The organism is Chitinophaga sp. (assembly GCF_039596155.1).
Lineage (GTDB): Bacteria > Bacteroidota > Bacteroidia > Chitinophagales > Chitinophagaceae > Chitinophaga.
Genome location: NZ_JBCNKF010000019.1, coordinates 80781 through 99345, shown reverse-complemented (window position 1 = coordinate 99345; position 18565 = coordinate 80781). Strand labels below are relative to the sequence as shown.

General features: G+C 45.5%; 13 protein-coding genes. 9 read left to right on the top strand and 4 right to left on the bottom strand.

What is annotated here, in order from left to right:
- The first annotated feature begins 79 nt into the window (after positions 1 to 79).
- The 8 genes from ABDW33_RS18800 (at position 80) to ABDW33_RS18765 (ending at position 11196) form a co-directional block, all read left to right on the top strand.
- Positions 80 to 919, top strand: a complete 840-nt coding sequence (locus ABDW33_RS18800) for an NEW3 domain-containing protein (protein ID WP_343691628.1) — start codon at positions 80 to 82, stop codon at positions 917 to 919.
- A gap of 6 nt (positions 920 to 925) precedes the next feature.
- A complete protein-coding gene (locus ABDW33_RS18795; RefSeq protein ID WP_343691627.1) occupies positions 926 to 1939 on the top strand; it encodes an ABC transporter ATP-binding protein in 1014 nt (337 codons plus the stop codon).
- Positions 1881 to 2882 carry an ABC transporter permease subunit gene (locus ABDW33_RS18790; RefSeq protein ID WP_343691626.1) on the top strand — a complete coding sequence of 334 codons (1002 nt, stop codon included), beginning with the start codon at positions 1881 to 1883 and terminating at the stop codon, positions 2880 to 2882. Before ABDW33_RS18795 ends, ABDW33_RS18790 begins: the two co-directional genes overlap by 59 nt.
- 114 nt (positions 2883 to 2996) lie before the next feature.
- Positions 2997 to 4511 (top strand): family 43 glycosylhydrolase, encoded by a 1515-nt coding sequence (locus tag ABDW33_RS18785; protein WP_343691625.1) that lies wholly within the window; start codon positions 2997 to 2999, stop codon positions 4509 to 4511.
- A gap of 113 nt (positions 4512 to 4624) precedes the next feature.
- Positions 4625 to 5338 (top strand): DUF4262 domain-containing protein, encoded by a 714-nt coding sequence (locus ABDW33_RS18780; RefSeq protein ID WP_343691624.1) that lies wholly within the window; start codon positions 4625 to 4627, stop codon positions 5336 to 5338.
- Between the two features lie 134 nt (positions 5339 to 5472).
- Positions 5473 to 7923 (top strand): WG repeat-containing protein, encoded by a 2451-nt coding sequence (locus tag ABDW33_RS18775; protein ID WP_343691623.1) that lies wholly within the window; start codon positions 5473 to 5475, stop codon positions 7921 to 7923.
- A gap of 77 nt (positions 7924 to 8000) precedes the next feature.
- Positions 8001 to 9713 (top strand): family 43 glycosylhydrolase, encoded by a 1713-nt coding sequence (locus ABDW33_RS18770; RefSeq protein ID WP_343691622.1) that lies wholly within the window; start codon positions 8001 to 8003, stop codon positions 9711 to 9713.
- Positions 9714 to 9813: 100 nt separating this feature from the next.
- Positions 9814 to 11196, top strand: coding sequence for an alginate export family protein (locus tag ABDW33_RS18765; RefSeq protein ID WP_343691621.1), 1383 nt, complete (start codon positions 9814 to 9816; stop codon positions 11194 to 11196).
- A gap of 36 nt (positions 11197 to 11232) precedes the next feature.
- Here the strand turns inward: ABDW33_RS18765 and ABDW33_RS18760 are convergent, their stop codons facing one another.
- Positions 11233 to 12129 carry a helix-turn-helix transcriptional regulator gene (locus tag ABDW33_RS18760; RefSeq protein ID WP_343691620.1) on the bottom strand — a complete coding sequence of 299 codons (897 nt, stop codon included), beginning with the start codon at positions 12127 to 12129 and terminating at the stop codon, positions 11233 to 11235.
- Between the two features lie 1009 nt (positions 12130 to 13138).
- Here ABDW33_RS18760 and ABDW33_RS18755 point away from each other — a divergent pair.
- Positions 13139 to 14209, top strand: a complete 1071-nt coding sequence (locus ABDW33_RS18755) for an L-dopachrome tautomerase-related protein (RefSeq protein ID WP_343691619.1) — start codon at positions 13139 to 13141, stop codon at positions 14207 to 14209.
- A gap of 131 nt (positions 14210 to 14340) precedes the next feature.
- Here the strand turns inward: ABDW33_RS18755 and ABDW33_RS18750 are convergent, their stop codons facing one another.
- The 3 genes from ABDW33_RS18750 to ABDW33_RS18740 all read right to left on the bottom strand — a co-directional run bounded on the left by ABDW33_RS18750 (position 14341) and on the right by ABDW33_RS18740 (position 18366).
- Positions 14341 to 15231, bottom strand: a complete 891-nt coding sequence (locus ABDW33_RS18750) for a dienelactone hydrolase family protein (RefSeq protein WP_343691618.1) — start codon at positions 15229 to 15231, stop codon at positions 14341 to 14343.
- Between the two features lie 33 nt (positions 15232 to 15264).
- Complete coding sequence (locus ABDW33_RS18745; RefSeq protein WP_343691617.1) at positions 15265 to 17613, bottom strand: TonB-dependent receptor; 2349 nt, start codon at positions 17611 to 17613, stop codon at positions 15265 to 15267.
- 174 nt (positions 17614 to 17787) lie between these two features.
- Positions 17788 to 18366 carry a TMEM175 family protein gene (locus tag ABDW33_RS18740; RefSeq protein ID WP_343691616.1) on the bottom strand — a complete coding sequence of 193 codons (579 nt, stop codon included), beginning with the start codon at positions 18364 to 18366 and terminating at the stop codon, positions 17788 to 17790.
- Positions 18367 to 18565 lie beyond the last annotated feature (199 nt).

Sequence of the window (18565 nt, the reverse complement as noted above, 5' to 3'; positions counted from 1 at the left end):
CGTTTCATTTTAACAGGTAAGTAAATAACAATTATTTCGGTCAGTATATAATTTATTATTTATTAATCTAGAATTGGCAATGTCAGCTACTACAACTAAGCATCAGCGCCGGATGACGCGCAGTCCTTATTTATTTGTTCTGTTATTTGTATTCTTATTCAGCAACCAGATCTGGGCACAAACTTCACCACCATTTACTGCCCGGTTGATCAACATTGAGGCCGCGGCCAATACCACGTTTAATTTCAACACCAAACTCAAAAACGTTGCGCCTGTATCCCGTATCTTCCAGCTCTCTGCAGTATTGCCGGCAGGTTGGAATGCCAATTTCAAAATAGATGGCATGTCAGTGACTTCCGTGAATATTGATTCCGGCAGGACGGCTGATATCGGCATTGAAATTGTCCCTACACTGGATAGCAAACCGGGTAAGTACGCGATTCCCGTGACAGCCCTGGTGGGGAACGATTCCCTGAAACTGAGCCTGGAAGCGGTGATCAAAGGCACTTATGGAGTGACGCTCACTACACCCACCGGTAAACTCAGCGAAGATGTAACAGAAGGCAGCACGAAAGAACTGCAGCTGGTTGTTAAGAACACGGGTACAATTCCGTTGGACAACCTGGAATTCAGTGCACAAAATCCCTCTCAATGGCAGCTTACTTTCGCACCTACTAAAATCCTTCATCTGGAAGCGGGGGCCGATACCACTATCACTGCTACACTACAGGTGCCCGACAAGACACTGGCCGGCGATTACATGACCAATGTTACCGTAAGGAATAGTAATGCCAACGCAAAAGCAGATTTCAGGATTACTGTAAAAACTTCTGCATTAACAGGCTGGCTGGGATTGTTCATTATCCTGATCGCCGTAGGTGCTGTTTATTTCCTTATTCGTAAATATGGCAGGCGATAGTACATTATGGAACAACCAATCATAGAGATACATGGGTTATCCAAAACCTATGGGTCTTTGAAAGCCGTTGATAATCTCCATCTCACGATTCAGCGGGGTGAGATCTTCGGTCTGCTGGGACCTAATGGCGCCGGAAAATCCACTACTATATTGATGCTGCTGGGGCTCACAGAGCCAACAGCAGGAACGGCGCAGATCTGCGGATTGAATGCGTCGCGTCATCCCATTCCTGTAAAAAGGAAGGTGGGGTACATGCCGGATAATGTTGGTTTTTACAATGATCTGTCAGCACTGGAAAATCTGAAATACATTGGCCGGTTGAATGGTATTCCTGAAGCGGAAGTCACAACTGCCGCAAAGGAAATGCTGATTTCCGTTGGGCTGGAAGCTGCTATGCACAAGAAAGCGGGCACTTTTTCCCGCGGTATGAAGCAGCGACTGGGACTGGCAGATGTATTGATCAAACGTCCGGAAGTGATCATACTTGATGAACCTACATTAGGTATAGATCCGGCAGGTGTCAGGGATTTCCTGGAACTGATCCGGCGGCTGAACCAGGAGCAGGGTATTACGATTCTCTTATCGTCTCATCACCTGCACCAGGTACAACAGGTGTGTAGCCGTGTAGGTATTTTCGTGGGTGGGCAGCTGCTTGCCCAGGGAAGTGTGGAAACACTGGCAGCGAACCTGTTCCAGGCAGATCCGCATGTTGTGCAGGTGACCCTGAGAGATGCTTCGGCAGTTGCGGAGAGCGACCTTTTGCAATTACCGGGTGTTACCAAAGTAGATATTACGGCTACTGCAATAGAGGTCTCTGGTCAGTCAGACATTACGCCGGACATTGTTCGATATTTTGTACACAAAGGATATGATGTAACAGGTGTACAAAAAAGAACTTATGGTCTGGACGAGATCTATCAACGTTATTTTGAAAATAATTTAAAGGAAAACGAGGTACATAATGAAAAGTCTACTGGCTTATTCCAAAGATCATTCCGAGGCAGGTTCAAAAAACGTTAGCCCGTTTTGGGTGATGGTCAGGAAGGAAGTGGCTGACCAGATACATAGTTGGCGGTTCATTATCATGGCGCTCCTGATCCTGCTTACCTGGTTGGGTTCGATGTATGTTTCGATGTCCAACATCAGGGGAGCGATGGAGAATGTGCCCGATCATGATACCCTGTATTTTTACCTGAAGTTACTGACCATCACTGACCGGTCATTGCCTCCCTTTCATGTATTCATTGGTTTCCTTGGTCCTTTGTTAGGCATCGCACTGGGTTTTGATGCGATCAATTCAGAGCAGAGCAATGGTACACTGATCCGGTTAATGGCCCAGCCTGTTTACAGGGATTCGCTGCTGAATGCAAAGTTTACCGGATCGTTGATAGTGATCAGTATCCTGTTCTTTTCCCTGAATATGCTGATGGTAGGAGGAGGAATGTTGATTACCGGGGTACATATAGAAGGGGCGGAGTTTGTACGCATTCTTTGCTTTGTAGTGTTGAGCATCATCTATGTGGCGTTTTGGCTGAATCTTGCTATCCTGTTGTCTGTTAAATTCCGGCAGACGGCTACTTCGGCATTGACGGCGATTGCCATCTGGTTATTCTTCACGGTTTTTTATCCTATCCTGGTACAGATTATCCTGAAAGGCATCCTGCCGGATCCCAGTATGCTGGGGCCTGAGCAAATGGCGATCTACAACGAGATCAGGCATAATTTCCTGTTGGTGATACCGAGCCAGATGTATACAGATGGTACCACAACATTGCTGATGCCGGTGGTAAGGAGTATGGGGCCGTTGACCATGGAGCAGATGGCCATGGCGGTGCCGACACCATTGCCTTTAAGAGAGAGCCTGTTAATCACCTGGCCACAGGTGAGCGGGCTGATTGCGGCTACAGTGGCCTGCTTTGCAGTGTCTTACTGGCTGTTTATGAGAAGGGAGATCAGGACATAATAATTAGGCACATACAATAAAAAAAATGCTTCTGTCACCAGGACAGAAGCATTTTTTTTATTGTATATTTCACCTGAATACCTAATATTCACTTATCTCTCAAAATTAACCGGCATGAAAAGAATCTTTCTGCTACTGGGCTTGCCCGTGCTTGCGTTATTGCACGGATGCACAAAGCCGGAATCTGCGCAAAAACTGCCAGGTTCATCCACGTTAAAAGCTGTTACTGCTGCCAGCACTTCGGTCATCTTCACCAATCCTTTACCCTCCATCGACAACGGTAGTTACTACGATCCATGGGTGATCAACATTGGCGGGTATTTTTATTACTGTGGTTCAGACGGCGGACGTTTATGGATCACAAAGTCAACCACACTGGAAAACCTTTTACAACAGACAAAGACTTACATTTTCACCCCACCATCAGGCACACTTTATAGTGGTAACCTGTGGGCACCTGAGTTGCATTACCTGAATGGCAGGTGGTATGTGTACTTTGCCGCAGATGACGGTAACAATGCCAATCATCGCATGCATGTACTGGAAGGCGGTACAGATGCCAACAATCCACTCAACGGGTCTTACAGCTACAAGACGAAGCTGAGTGCGACGACCGATCGCTGGGCAATAGACGGGCATCCGTTTTCATTCAACAGCCAGTTGTATTTTGTATGGTCAGGATGGGAGGGTACAACGAATGTATCGCAGTACCTGTACATCGCAAAGATGAGTAATCCTTATACCATTGATGGGGAGCGGGTGGAGATTTCCAGACCGGATTATGCATGGGAGCAGGTAGGTACGCCTACAGTGAATGAAGGGCCTACTTCCCTGATCAGCGGGAACACGGTCAATATTATTTATTCAGCGAGTGGCAGCTGGACGAATGATTATTGCCTGGGTCGTATTACCTGTACAAACGGCAACCTGTTGTCCAAGGCATCATGGACAAAGAATTCAACAGCGGTATTTTCAAAGTTCGGGAATGTGTATGGTCCGGGGCATGCTTCTTTTGTGAAGTCACCAGATAACCTGCAGAACTGGATTGTGTACCATGCGGCTAACAGTGATGGAAGTGGGTGGGATAGGAGAGTGATGGCGCAGCAGTTTAGCTGGATCGGGGATGTGCCTTTCTTTGGATATCCGATAGAAAAGGGAATTCCTGTGCCCGCGCCTTCAATTGGGCCAGGCTATGCGATGCCGGTTGCAAACGGGACTTATAGAATTAAGTCTAAAGTGACATCACAGTGTGTGGATGTACCCAATGCGGCGTCTACGGCAGGATTACAGATCCAGGAGTATACCGACAATGGTACGAATGCCCAGAAGTGGGTGTTCACATCGCTGGGTGACGGATACTATAAGATAACGAATGTAGCGTCAGGGCTGAACCTGGATAATGCAGGCGGCTCAACGGCTGCGGGGAATATCCTGATTCAGTGGACGGACAATGGAAATGTGGCGCAGCACTGGCGGGTGCAGGACATGGGAGGTGGGTATTATAAGCTCATCAACCAGCGGAGTCTGCTGGCGTTGAATGTACCGTATAGTAATCAGACACCGGGAACGAAGTTGGAGCAATGGTATGAGAACCAGTATGACGCGGAGTTATGGCAGATTATACCATAAGAGGGTGGTAGAAGGGATGGGGGAGTCGTTATGACGTAGCATAATGCTCCTGCTATAGATGCATTTTTTAGAGAAAGCCTGCCATTTTTGGCAGGTTTTCCTATCTTAGGACGATGGAAACTAAAGAAAGAGACCGGATTAAGCAGAATATTGAAAAGCATGGTTGTCATTTGATAATGGTCATGGAGGACGATTATCTGCCGGCATTTGTGCATACAATCGGGCTGTATGAGAAGTATGGCCATCCGGAATTGATTTGTTTTGGCTTGAAGAAGGAGGTCGCGAGTGAAATATTAAATGATGCAGCTGAAATGATCAGTGAGGGGCAATCTTTTGTCCCGGATCAATCGTATGATGATTTTCTGAAAGAGCACCCTATGCAGTTCTTGTCGGTAGACAAGCGTTATTATGAATTTTATTTCGGCTATGCCAGCAGGTATTACGGTCATGATGATTTTCCTGTTTTACAAATGGTATGGCCGGACAAAGCAAGTTTGTTCCCCTGGCAGGCAGGCTTCGTTGCCGACCTGAAATTTAAGCAGCCCTTGCTGGACCGCAACGTTGATTTTATGTTTTATGAAGAAAGAAATGTAGCTGCCTTTACAACCAAACAGGTATTGGAGGGAGCGCCCATTTTATATGTGTACCATGATGACGAAGATGGTGCCTGGCAGTTCCACCACAGCAAAAATCCAGATCAGAAAGATGCAAAATTGGTTGCATTGGCAGAGATCACAAAGATAGATCCCTCTGTAAATCAGGTCCATTTTCTCCCTTATGGCGGTGCTGCCTGGCGGAAATCGCCACAGGATAAGTGGGAGTATTAATGTTTTTCGGTCTGATAACTAACTACTTACAGTTCCTGTAGTCGTTTTGTAGTCGCTCTTGTAGTCCCCTGGTGACCTCGGTTTTTTGGAAAGATATGTTCGCAACCTGACATTTGCGCTTACAAATTCTTTATATGAAATACCGATTACTAGCCAGCTGTTTATTATTCCTCTCCGGAAGTGTGGCGGCACAACAAAAATTCGACGGAGGCTCCCGCTTTGTGCAGGGGTTTGCCAGAGTAGTAGACCATGGACACTCCATTTATATCGATAGCACAGGCAAACCAGCTTTTGATACTATTTATAATGACAGAAGTCTCTCCGATACCTGGGCAGACACTGATTCGGTATCCCTGCCACAAGACATCCTGCAGGTTGGCTTTAAGGGCAAACAAGGGATTATGACCGTATCCGGTAAGTGGATCCTGCGGCCTGAATATGACACCATAGATACCCAATACTCCGACCAATGGATTATAAAGAAAGATAATAAATCCAGTTTGTACACCTCTAAAGGCTTTATTCTTCCCTTCCGCTTTGAAGCCAGTAATCAACTTGACACGGACTGGTTTGCCGTAAAGGAAAACGGTAAATGGGGCGTGTATAACCGGCAGAAAAACGAACTCACCGTGCCATTCTTATATGAGGATGTGGACTATTGTTATGGTTGTAACACCAAAGGTGACTACATATTTGCACAGAAAGACGGCAAATGGGGGGTAGTAAGTTTCAAAAATGAAGTATTAGTTCCTTTTGAATACGATCACGAGCATATGAATATGCGAAGTGATGAATGGATCGAATCGCTCTATAAAAACGACCAGAAGATGAGCATCAACCTCAAAACAAAGAAAGTAGAGGTAGATACCTGCGAGTGCCTGCCGGGAGATGATGTGTCAGTTCAGGATACAGAACTGGGTCCTTTCACCGGTCAGCAGAGAAACGGTAAATGGGGACTGGTGAATAAAGCTGGCCGGTTAATCCTGGACCATGTATACGATGATATTAACTATTACAATGACAGCACCGCTTTCATTGGCATCGTGCGGAACGGGAAATACGGGCTTGCAGATACGACTGGTAAGATCGTTGTTCCCACCGCATTTGGTTATTGGTTTGAACCCCGCTGCGGAGGCGCATTATTCCAATCTGAAAGAAATGGGAAAGAGGTAATATTTGATAAAACAGGTAAGCAGATCTTAGCGCAATACAGCCTGTTTCACGAAATGTCTATGGAAGACGGTACAATGATGCTCGCCATCATACAGGGCAAGTTATACGGCTTCTATAACCCTGCTACAGGCAAACTGGTGCCACCTAAATATACCACGCTCAGTTACTACGGAGATGCGCATTACCTGAATGTGGGGATGGGCGATAAATATGGCTTTATCGACAAGGAAGGCAATACCGTCGTACCACCTATCTACGATTATGTAGACATGCATACCATTCCTAAAAATGACCAGCTGGCAAAAATTAGCCTGAAAGACAAAACAGGACTATTTGATATCAAACAGCAAAAGGTCATACTTCCTGTTATTTACGATTACATTTCTACCTACGATGACAGCAGTGTGCTGTTAGTAACCAGGAATGGCTTAAGCGGCGTATTTGATTTTTCAGGTAAGATGCTGGCCCCTGTAAAATACAGGGAGGTCGTTCCGTTTAACAGTATATATTCCTTTTTAAATCCCAAGGATTCCGGCAAAGCGGAGATCCTGAATAAGCGAACCCATGAGATCGTCAAACTGCCTTTTGATACGGCCTATGTTGCATACGAAGGGCATTTGATGCTGGTATGGGAAAACGCTAAATGTTTTATCTATGATATAGATAAAAAAGCGAAAGTGGAAGGTGATTATTCAAAAGGAGGATTCCCTGAATACATGGGGTATTTTTCAAATCACCGGGCCATGGTTGTAAAGAACAGGAAGTTTGGGTATGTGGATGCAAAGGGAAATTATGTCGTGCAACCGAAGTATGATTATATCTCTAATTTCCATAAAGGGGTAGCGGCTGTATATGAATGCCTGGATACCGCCGCCCGCATTTTCCGTTATGGTTATATCGATTCTACCGGCAGGGAGATCGTACCGGTCATCTATGATGTACCCCAGTCAATCGTACAGCGATTTACAGAGGATGCGTTCTTCGGAGAAGATGATTCAGAAGTGCTTACGCTCATGAAAAGTGACGGCAGAAAGGGGTTGGCAGGGTTGAACGGCCGGATCATTGTACCGGTGAATTATGAAAAGATCTCTCCTGAAAAACATGGTAAAGGTTACCTGGTGATGGAAGGAACTAAATTCGGGATACTTGACGCCAATGGCCGGGAAATTATTAAACCGCTATATGAAAATATGATGCTGGACGAATTAGAGGGATACGATGGCAGGGTGTCATTTAGTTTTCCGATCATGGCGAGAGAAGGAGAATCGGCCAGCTGGAAATACATAGATGAGCATGGCAAATCAATTGGTGTGGATGTAACTGACTATGTAGCGTTCAGTACACTGGATTGGGGTGAGGCTCCTGTGGAGGTGCCTGCACCACCGATGCTACCGCCGGCAGAAGAAAAATAATTCAGATGGGGACAATTAGCAGGGAGGTGGCTACTGATAGCCATTTTCCCTGCTTTTTCGTTTAACTTTGAGCCGTTATGAAAAAGATCCTTCTTTCCTGCTGCCTCATGATGAGTATGGCTGGCCGTGCACAACAGCCTACCTATTGTAACCCCATCAATGTGGACTATGGTTATACACCTATTCCCAACTTTACAGAATGGGGTAAACACAGGGCTACTGCGGACCCTGTTATTGTGAATTACAAAGGGGATTATTATTTGTTTTCGACCAATCAGTGGGGATATTGGTATAGTGCAGATATGGTAAACTGGACTTTTGTATCGCGTAAATTTCTGCGGCCCTGGAATGAAGGATATGATGAATTGTGTGCCCCTGCTGTAGGAATTGTAGGCGATACGATGCTGGTATTTGGTTCCACTTATACCCGCAACTTTACCTTGTGGATGAGCACTTCACCAAAGGAAAACAACTGGAAACCACTGGTAGATTCTTTTGAGATCGGTGGTTGGGATCCTGCATTTTTTACAGATGATGATGGCCGGTTGTATATGTATAACGGGAGTAGTAATCGCTATCCGTTATATGGGGTAGAGCTGGATCGTCAAACATTCAGGCCCATTGGTACCCGGCAGGAAATGTACCTGCTGGAGCCGTGGCGGTATGGGTGGCAACGATTCGGGGAGCATATGGACAATACATTCCTGGATCCGTTTATAGAGGGAGCCTGGATGACAAAACACAATGGAAAATATTACCTGCAATATGGTGCACCGGGAACAGAGATGAGTGGGTATGCGGATGGTGTGGTAGCAGGGCCTTCGCCATTAGGGAATCAATTTACGCCACAGTCAGATCCATTGTCTTTCAAGCCCGGCGGGTTTGCGAGAGGAGCCGGGCATGGGGCTACATTTACAGATCACAAAGGTGCATACTGGCATGTGAGCACCATGGGCATTAGTGTGAAGAATAACTTTGAACGCAGGATTGGCATCTGGCCCGCAGGATTTGATAAAGATGATGTGATGTATTGTAATACGGCATTTGGCGACTACCCGCATTTTACAAACGGGGATTTTACAGGGTGGATGTTGTTGAATTATAATAAGCCGGTGATGGTTTCGTCTACCCTGGGTAGCTATAGTGCAAATAATGCCGTCGATGAAGATATTAAAACGTATTGGAGTGCGGCGAGCGGAAATGCAGGAGAGTGGCTGCAATCAGACCTGGGCGCCGTGTCGGCAGTGCATGCTGTGCAGGTGAATTATGCAGACCAGGATGCGACATTTTTGGGCAAACAAACCAATATCTATCATCAGTATAAATTGTTGTATTCGCTGGATGGTAAGAAATGGTTGTCATTGGCAGATAAGAGTAAGAACCATACGGATGTACCTCATGATTATGTATCGTTGGAAAAGCCAGTGAGGGCGAGGTATATTCGCCTGGAGAATGTGCATGTGCCGACTGGCAGGTTTGCCATCAGCGGACTAAGGGTGTTTGGAAATAGTGACGGCAATAAGCCGGCGATAGTGGAGAGCCTGATCGTGCTCCGCACAGAAAAAGACAAACGTAGTGCATGGCTGAAATGGAAGCCGGCGACAGATGCCTATGCGTATAATATTTATTACGGTACAGCACCTGATAAGTTGTATACAAATATTATGGTGTACAACGCTAATGAGTATTGGTTGAAGACGCTGGATAAGGAGAAGGTATACTATTTTACAATAGAAGCCATTAATGAGCGTGGGGTGTCGGAGAAGTTACCTGTGCAGCGGGTTGAGTAGCTACTTTATTTTGGGCCAATTGTCCTATTAATACATCATTTATTACAAGCTGAACTCCTGTTTGCTTTTCATCTTTGCATTGTTAAAAACACAATAGAAGATGAAACGAGCCATCTTGTGTATCCTCGCACTATTACCGCTACTCACCTATGCGCAGGATACCATCAAAAAACGGCCTGTACCGAAATTCTTACCACTGAACTATGAAGAAGATTACCGCTATCTTTCAGATAAACAGCTAAGAACCGGATTGTGGGCGCAGCTGAAATACATTCCACTATGGAGAAACGGCTACCTGACCTTTGGAGCTGAAATCCGACCCAGAGTGGAATACAGGGAACACCTGAAATATGGTAAAGGCAATGAAGACCAGGGCTTCGACTGGCAACAACGTTCCCGTGTATGGGCTGATATCCATATCTTACCTAACCTGCGTGTATTTGGAGAACTACAATCAGGTACTACCTACGAGCTGGATTATAAACCCTCTTTAACAGACTACAACCCGGGTGAACTCCACCAGGCATTTGCTGAATATACCCTTCATTTAGGTAAAGGCAATAAGATGTATATAAGAGCGGGGCGGCAGGAAATACTCTTTAATAAAGGCCGGTTACTCGATGTAAGACAACCACCTAACAACCGGCATTCCTTTGACATAGGCAGGATCGGCGTAAAATTGGGCGCCTACACTTTCGGTGTAATGGCAGGCGAGGAAGTACAGGATAAGGCTGGTTATTTCAATGATCCATCCAACAGGCAACTGAAATTGGCCGCAGCACATGTGAGCCGTAAATTAAGCGGCACGTTATCCAATTCAACTGTTGAGTTACTGTACCTTTATACGGACAAAAAAGCCGCTGCGAACGCATTGTACAATGGTACAAAGAATACATTTTCTGCACGGATCGGTGGTATAGAAGGTGGCTGGAACTACGATGTAGAGCTGGTAGGTCAGACGGGTAAAAATGCCCTCCGTCAAAAGGCGCGTGCATGGTACGTGGCAACAGAAAGCTGGTATACCTTCCGTACAAAATGGAAACCATTCATAGGTACCCGCATTGATATCGGGTCAGGTGATAAAGACTCTACAGATAACAAGACAAACAGTTATGATTACCTCTGGTCCCGGGGGATGAGCTGGGCGCCTGACCTGGGATATACCAATATCGCTGCCGTGGGGCCGGTAGTTGGTTGCAAACCAATTGCAAAACTGAGCATTGACCTTACCATACAGGAACTGTGGCGTACCTCCAAAGAAGATGGTATCTATGCTATGTCTGGCGTACAGGTCAGAAGTGCCGGTGCAGGTACATCAGGTGTGATTGGTACCCGATGTTGTGCGAAGGCCGAGTACCAGGTAAATCCATTCCTGCTATTCGGTGCTTATGTAAATGAAACATTTAAAGGGAAATACTTAGAACAGGCAGGGAATAGCCAGCAAATGGTGTATGCACACCTGTACAGCGTTTTCAGATTCTAATTTAACCTTGTAATGATCCGGGGGGACTACTTCGGATCATTCTTTTATTTTAGCCAGCGGAATTTGTTTGCGATACTCATTAGGTGTTAGCCCGGTATGTTTTTTGAAGAGCCGGGTAAAATAAGAGGGATCATCAAATCCCAGTTCATAGGCAATTTCGGAAATGTTGGAATCGAAATGATACAAATGTGCCTTTGCTTTGCATATTAATTCTACCTGTACGACCTGTAATGCGGACATTTGTTTGAGCGCGCGGCAGATCCGGTTCAGGTGTTTTGCTGTAATATGCAAGTGATCTGCATACACCTGTAAACTTGTGAACGGACTCCTGGAGATTTTGACAAGGTGCTGGAATTTCCTGAAATAATAGAGGTTATTGTTGTGACCTGATTTCACAACCGGTTGTTCATTGGAGTAGCGATAGAACTGCAGTATCAATAAATACAACATGTGCTCCATGATAATATCTTTACCGACTTTAGACTCGTTGAATTCAGCGTGAATATCATTGACTGATTTATGGAAGGAGGGGAGTGCGTCTCCTTTGAGTACACAGACGGTATCCAGTGCATGCAGGATGTTAGGATATCTTTCATGCAATGTCTCTGTATAAAAATCTGAAAAGGTCAGCATGCGACCCCTTATCTGTGCACCGAAATGAAACCGGTGAATACTCAGCGGGGGGATAAAAACCATGAAGGGTGCTTCCAGGCAGATTTGCTCATCGGCTGTATAAAAAGTGGCGTACCCGCTTTCAACAGAAAATACCTGGTATAATGAACTATGAAAATGGGCGTCTACTTCCCAGTTAAAATCTTTGTTGCTGCTTTCGAAGTTTTCGCAGTAGATATAGTTTTCATTGTGCGTGTTCTTTTCTCTATGTATACCAGCGTAGTTGATGAACTCGTGGTGCTGAATGCTGTTCGCGTGCATAGCATCGTACGTTTGAAATCCAAAATTAAGTGGCCACCCTGCCTTCCATTCTGACCGTCGGCAGTCAATAGACTGATCTTAATCCGGTTCGGATTGTTATGCTTAAAATGTCTGTGTAGCCGGCGCGGCGGGTAGTGAAGTTTTGTAATGACGATCAATAGAGTCATTTTGAACCGGTTCGAATAGTCCTGTTTAAAATGTTTGTGCAGCCGGTGCGGCGGGCAGTGAAGTAATAGACTGCTCTTAATCCTTGCCTGGTTGATTGTTTAATATGTGTGCAGCTGGTTCGGCAGGCAGTGAAATTTTGTAATGACGATCAATAGAGTCATTTTAAACCTGTTCGAATAGTCCTGTTTAGAATGTTTGTGCAGCCGGTTCGGCGGGCAGTGAAGTAACAGACTGCTCTTAATCCTTGCCTGGTTGACTATTCAATAAGCGTGTAGCTGGTTTGGCAGGTAGTGAAGTTTTGTAATGCCGATCAATAGAGTCATTTTAAACCGGTTCGAATAGTCCCTTTTAGAATGTTTGTGCAGCCGGTTCGGCGGGCAGTGAAGTAACAGACTGCTCTTAATCCTTGCCTGGTTGATTGTTTAATATGTGTGCAGCTGGTTCGGCAGGCAGTGAAATTTTGTAATGACGATCAATAGAGTCATTTTAAACCTGTTCGAATAGTCCTGTTTAGAATGTTTGTGCAGCCGGTTCGGCGGGCAGTGAAGTAACAGACTGCTCTTAATCCTTGCCTGGTTGACTATTCAATAAGCGTGTAGCTGGTTTGGCAGGTAGTGAAGTTTTGTAATGCCGATCAATAGAGTCATTTTAAACCGGTTCGAATAGTCCTGTTTAGAATGTTTGTGCAGCCGGTTCGGAGGGCAGTGAAGTAATAGACTGCTCTTAATCCGTGCCTGGTTGACTATTCAATAAGTGTGCAGCCGGTTCGGCAGGTAGTGAAGTTTTGTAATTCATAAGGTGCAACTTCATTAAATTTGCTGCATTAACAAATGTAGCGTATATGTCGAAATTGAACTTACTGGCGTTGGGAATCTTCTTAGCCGCGTGCAATAATAGTGGACAAACAAATAAAAATACCACCGATACAGTGGCAACATCAGCTGCTGTACCACAGCTGGAAGAGGTGTTCGGTGACCATCAGTACCAGCTTACAGGTGTAGCCGTTGCCAGGGATGGCCGCTTGTTTACAAACTATCCCTACTGGGGAGAAAAGCACGCTTATTCTGTGGTAGAAATAGTCAATGGTAAGCCGGTACCTTACCCGGATACTACCTGGAATAGTTTTAAGAAAGGAGAAGACGGGCAGAATAAGTTTGTATGTGTACAGTCTGTCGTAGCAGATGATCAGGGTTATTTGTGGGTAGTAGATGCGGCAGGAATTGGTCTGGGGCCTGTGTACGAACATGCCAACAAAGTATTAAAGATCAACCTGGCTACCAACCAGGTAGACCGGGTTTATCATTTTCCGGAAACTGTGGCGGGTAATGACAGCTACCTGAACGATATCAGGATTGACAATGTGAATGGATTTGCCTATATGACTACCTCTACCAACGGAGGAATCGTCGTGTTGAATATTAAAACCGGTGAATCCAGACTGGTATTGCACGACCATTATTCAGTAAAGGCAGATCCACATTATCACTTCGAGAAGAATGGGCGGACAATGGTTGTCAATTCAGATGGGATTGCGCTCACAGCAGATCAGCAGTGGCTGTATTACAAGCCGCTTACTGATAATAAACTGTATCGCATTAATGCCGGTCTGCTGCGGAATTTTAAAACCGCTATGCGCACCCTGCAGGACAGCGTACAGGACCTGGGCCGTTTTGTAACTACAGATGGAATGATCTGCGATAACGCAGGTAACCTGTATATGGGTGACCTGGAGAAAAATGCCATTGTGAAGATTACGCCAGACTTACAAATGCATTATATCGCGCAGGACAAAACAAAGTTAATGTGGCCGGATAGTTATAGTATTTCTACAGATGGTTATTTATATATATCCTGCTCCCAGATCACCTATCCACCGGTGTTACCATACAAGATATTCAGACTGAAATTATAGTGTATATACTTCACTATTTAACGGATAGCTTACACCAGCAAGAGGTGTAAGCTATTTTTTTGTGTATGGTGCATCATTTTAGGAGGAACCTGCCTAAATGATTGTTGCTTCACTCCTCCGTGATAGCGATATCAGCTCAGGTGTGCTTTGAAGAACTCAATTGTTCGTTTCCACGCCAGCTCCGCCGCCGCTTTATCATACCTGGGGGTGGTGTCATTATGAAACCCGTGGTTGGCACCGGGATATACATACGCTGTGTACGTTTTCTTTTCTTCCTTCAGGGCTGCCTCATACGCAGGCCAACCTTCATTGACATGTGTATCCAGTTCGCCGAAATGCAGGAGTAAAGGTGCTTTGATCTGAGCTACCTGCTCCCTGGAGGGTTGTGAGCCATAGAAAGGTACGGCTGCGGCGAGATCGGGTATTTTTACCGCCATCATATTGGCAATCCATCCACCAAAACAGAAGCCTACTACACCCACTTTACCATTACAATCTTTATGGTGCTTCAGGTATTCAAAAGCAGCAATAAAGTCTTCCAGCATCTCATTTTTATCTCTCTTTGCCTGCAGCTCACGACCTTTGTCGTCAGAACCGGGATAGCCACCCAATGGGGTCAATGCGTCGGGGGCAATAGTAATGAACCCTGCCAAAGCCGCACGTCTCGCTACGTCTTCGATGTATGGATTCAGTCCCCTGTTTTCATGCACGACGACGATTCCACCCAAAGGGTGTTGCGCATCTGCTGGTTTGGATAAGAGGGCTTTGATGCTACCTCCGCCTTTGGGCGACTGATAGGTGATATACTCCGATTTCAGTCGGGGATCATCTGGTTTTACCTGTACATTGTCCTGGTAGTTGGGCATCAGGAAACTCATCAATGCCGGTACGGTCATGCTGCCAACGGCATAGATCGAGAGTCTGTCAATAAAGTCCCGCCTGCTCAGCCGATTATGGGCATAATCGTCGTACAGGTCAAAGACTTCCTGTTTGATATCTTCTTTCTTGATAGGATTGCTCATATGGATGAAGGTTTATTCTTTAAATGTAAGCTATTATCTGAATTTAAAGGCCACTGTAGTACTGAAGCGCCCTGGCATCATCTGACTTACATAACTACCCCAGTATACCTTGTTGGTCAGGTTGTCCATTTTCAGGCTAATGCGGTAGGCGGAACGCTCATAACTTACTACTGCATTCAGTGCGGTATAAGCAGGCAGATAGAATTCACCTGCGTTGCGTGACTGGGTGATATACGCCTTCCCGTTATAATTACCACCGATGCCGACACCCAACCCTTTCAGCGCGGTGTTGAACAGGTGATAGCTGATCCACAGGTTAGCCATTTGTGCAGGCCCCGTCCATTGATGCAGGCCGTCCAGGTTCACATTCGTATTAATGGTATAAATATCATTGTAGGCATAACCGGCAATGATGTTCAGCCCTTTGAGTGGATTGGCGATCACCTCCGCTTCGTATCCTTTACTGAGTTTGCCACCGTCCTGTACGGAATAGCCGGGCTGAGTGGCATCGAAGCTGGCATGGATCACGTTATCCACTTTGATGTGGTAGTAACTGAAGGTGCCGTTCAGTTTGCCCTCAAAGAATTCAAGTTTCACACCCGTCTCCCATTGGTTGGCATAACTTGGTTTGAACATGCTGAATTTACCGTCAGGTTGCTGAACGGGTGCATTATTGGTAAAGCCATTCATGTAATTACCAAACAGTGACAGATGTTTGGGCACCAGCTGGTACACTGCTCCTAATTTGGGAGAGAGGGCCGTCTGGTTATATTTTCCGGTAGTCGTATCAAGGTTGGCATTGAATACGCCTCCGTTCACAAAGTGATCTACGCGCAAACTTGCCATTACCAGCAGGTTGTCAGTGATGTTCAGTACATCGGATACATAAGCACTGTATACACTTTGCTGGCTCCGGCTTTTCGCGTAAGGTTTATTGGCGAGGGCCAGTTGTAAGGCAGGTAGTGTCAGTTCGTTATACCTGGGATCATGACCGGCAATCCTTACCTGGTCAAAACCAATCACACTGGCAGTCGTGCTGTTGGTCGTTCCTGTCAGGTAGTCGAGTCCTAATACAATACGGTTGCGAAGTGTACCAATTTTGAAATCACCATTGAAGTTCTGTTGTACTTCGGTGTAATTATATAGCACATGCTCATAACCGGGATTGCGGGAAACCACTGTGTCTCCTAAGATACTATTCCAGCTATAATATCCCTGTATGGAGGAATTGGTATGAGAAAAGGTGGTTTGTGATGTCCACTGATCATTGATCCTGTAGTTCGCACCACCGTATAGGCTTACAGAAGGCGTGGTCAGATAGAGATCGTTGTTGCTATATGATCTTTTCCAGTTTACACTCAGGTCACGGGGTGTTTTTTGCGTGAAAGATGACTGCGGAAACAGGCGATTGAAGTCGTTGGCTTTCTGACTGTATATTTCTGCGTCGAGTGTAATCGTAAACCTGTCATTGACCTTATATGAAAGGGAAGGTGCGATGAACAGGCGTTTGGTGAAACCTGCGTCCTGGAAGCTGCCTTCATCGTGGTAGGCGACGTTGGTACGAAGCAACAGGTCTTTCTCTTTGTTCAAGGGTGTATTGAAATCGGCAGTTACCCGGCTTAATCCAAATCCACCAAGGGTGTAGCTGACTTCTCCATGAAAGGTCTCATATGGCTTTTTTGTCACCCTGTTTACTAATCCCCCAAAAGAGGTGAGGGTGCTGCCGAATAAGGTAGCAGAAGGTCCTTTCAGCACTTCGATGCGCTCGATATTGGCAATTTCGATACTGTTGCCTTTATAATCCTGCAGACCGTTGCGGAGATAGCTACTGGTAGGAAATCCTCTTAAGTTCCAGGAATTGGAACCATTGACCAGCGATTGGCTCACGCCTGTTACGTTCTTCAATACATCATTGTAACTCACGATCACCTGGTCCTGCAACAATTCCCGGGGTACCACATTGTACACCTGCGGATTTTCCAGGTTCTTCAGTGGCATCCGGGCGATGCTTTCGGTTTCTTTTTTTGCAAATTTGTTATATCCCGAAGAGACGGTTACTTCCTGCAGGGTATGGTTGTCTTCAGAAAGGGAGAAGTTGACAGTAACGGTTTGATCATTGCCTACTTCTACCTGTTGAAATTGCGTTTTGAGTCCCGTGAAGATGGCAACGATGGTATACTTACCTGCTTTGATATGATTGATTTGATAATGTCCCTGCTGGTCAGCGGAAGTGCTGGTTTGCCCCGGCTGCAGGGTGATCTCCACGAAAGGGGCGGGCTTGCCGTCGGTTGTTTTTACTTCGCCTGTAATGGTGCCATATTGGGCCATTACAGCATAACTGCACAGGGATAGTGCGGCCAAAAAGAGTGTGCTTTTAAGCATGGTGATAGACATTGGTTAAGAATGTGCTTTATAGGTGTGTCAGGTTGGTTCGAATGGCTGCATACAAACGTGGCGGCGAAATTAGGCAACAGGAGATTAGCCGGTTTACGAATTCCGGAAAAAATGAAGGCATATAATACATCGCATTTGAGCGATGAAATTTGTGGAAATTGGTTAGTGTTTTTTCAGGTTTTGCTCTATTCTTTTGTCTGGGATAAACCATGTCACCGCTACCAGGACATACAGGCACACACTGACAATAGGGTAGAAACAGGATAATGCGATACCTGACAGATAAAGAATTACAGACAGGTATTGTTTATAGTCGCTTTTGTACACTTCTTTGAGGCGGGAGTTGGGACCTTCATGCCGGATAATCACGATCGTCAGTATTTTCCATGCCAGGCCACACATGGCAAGGATGAAACCATAGAACGCAACAGGAAGTGATGAAAAGTGGTTTTCATCAATCCATCCGGTTGCAAAGGGAAGCAGGGAAATCCAGAAGAGGAGGTGAAGGTTGCCCCACAGGATAGCGCCGTTCACTTCTTTTACCACCTGGAAAAGATGATGGTGATTGTTCCAGTAAATACCTACATAGATGAAGCTGAAAAGATAGGAGAGTGCAACGGGAATGAGGGGTTTAAGGGCAGCAAGGTCTGTGCCGTGGGGTATTTTGATTTCCAGCACCATGATGGTGATAATGATGGCGAGGACGCCGTCACTGAATGCTTCGAGCCTGCTTTTGTTCATTGTGGGAGAAATATTTGAAGCTAAATTACATATATTTAAGTCGTAAAATCCCGGTTGCTTGTACGACATTTTATAATAATCATCTTTGAGGGAAGCTTTCAATAAAATACAGTCCTATATTTAAGTCGCAAAATCCCGGTTGCTTATACGATATTTTATTATAATCATCTTTGCAGGAATTGCATTATACGATGTCAAT

Coding starts and splice junctions, on each gene's coding strand:
- ABDW33_RS18760 (WP_343691620.1), bottom strand. CDS start 12,129: ATGCACGCGAACAGCATTCAGCACCACGAGTTCATCAACTACGCTGGT.
- ABDW33_RS18745 (WP_343691617.1), bottom strand. CDS start 17,613: ATGCTTAAAAGCACACTCTTTTTGGCCGCACTATCCCTGTGCAGTTAT.
- ABDW33_RS18770 (WP_343691622.1), top strand. CDS start 8,001: ATGAAAAAGATCCTTCTTTCCTGCTGCCTCATGATGAGTATGGCTGGC.
- ABDW33_RS18740 (WP_343691616.1), bottom strand. CDS start 18,366: ATGAACAAAAGCAGGCTCGAAGCATTCAGTGACGGCGTCCTCGCCATC.
- ABDW33_RS18750 (WP_343691618.1), bottom strand. CDS start 15,231: ATGAGCAATCCTATCAAGAAAGAAGATATCAAACAGGAAGTCTTTGAC.
- ABDW33_RS18775 (WP_343691623.1), top strand. CDS start 5,473: ATGAAATACCGATTACTAGCCAGCTGTTTATTATTCCTCTCCGGAAGT.
- ABDW33_RS18780 (WP_343691624.1), top strand. CDS start 4,625: ATGGAAACTAAAGAAAGAGACCGGATTAAGCAGAATATTGAAAAGCAT.
- ABDW33_RS18795 (WP_343691627.1), top strand. CDS start 926: ATGGAACAACCAATCATAGAGATACATGGGTTATCCAAAACCTATGGG.
- ABDW33_RS18785 (WP_343691625.1), top strand. CDS start 2,997: ATGAAAAGAATCTTTCTGCTACTGGGCTTGCCCGTGCTTGCGTTATTG.
- ABDW33_RS18755 (WP_343691619.1), top strand. CDS start 13,139: ATGTCGAAATTGAACTTACTGGCGTTGGGAATCTTCTTAGCCGCGTGC.
- ABDW33_RS18790 (WP_343691626.1), top strand. CDS start 1,881: ATGAAAAGTCTACTGGCTTATTCCAAAGATCATTCCGAGGCAGGTTCA.
- ABDW33_RS18765 (WP_343691621.1), top strand. CDS start 9,814: ATGAAACGAGCCATCTTGTGTATCCTCGCACTATTACCGCTACTCACC.
- ABDW33_RS18800 (WP_343691628.1), top strand. CDS start 80: ATGTCAGCTACTACAACTAAGCATCAGCGCCGGATGACGCGCAGTCCT.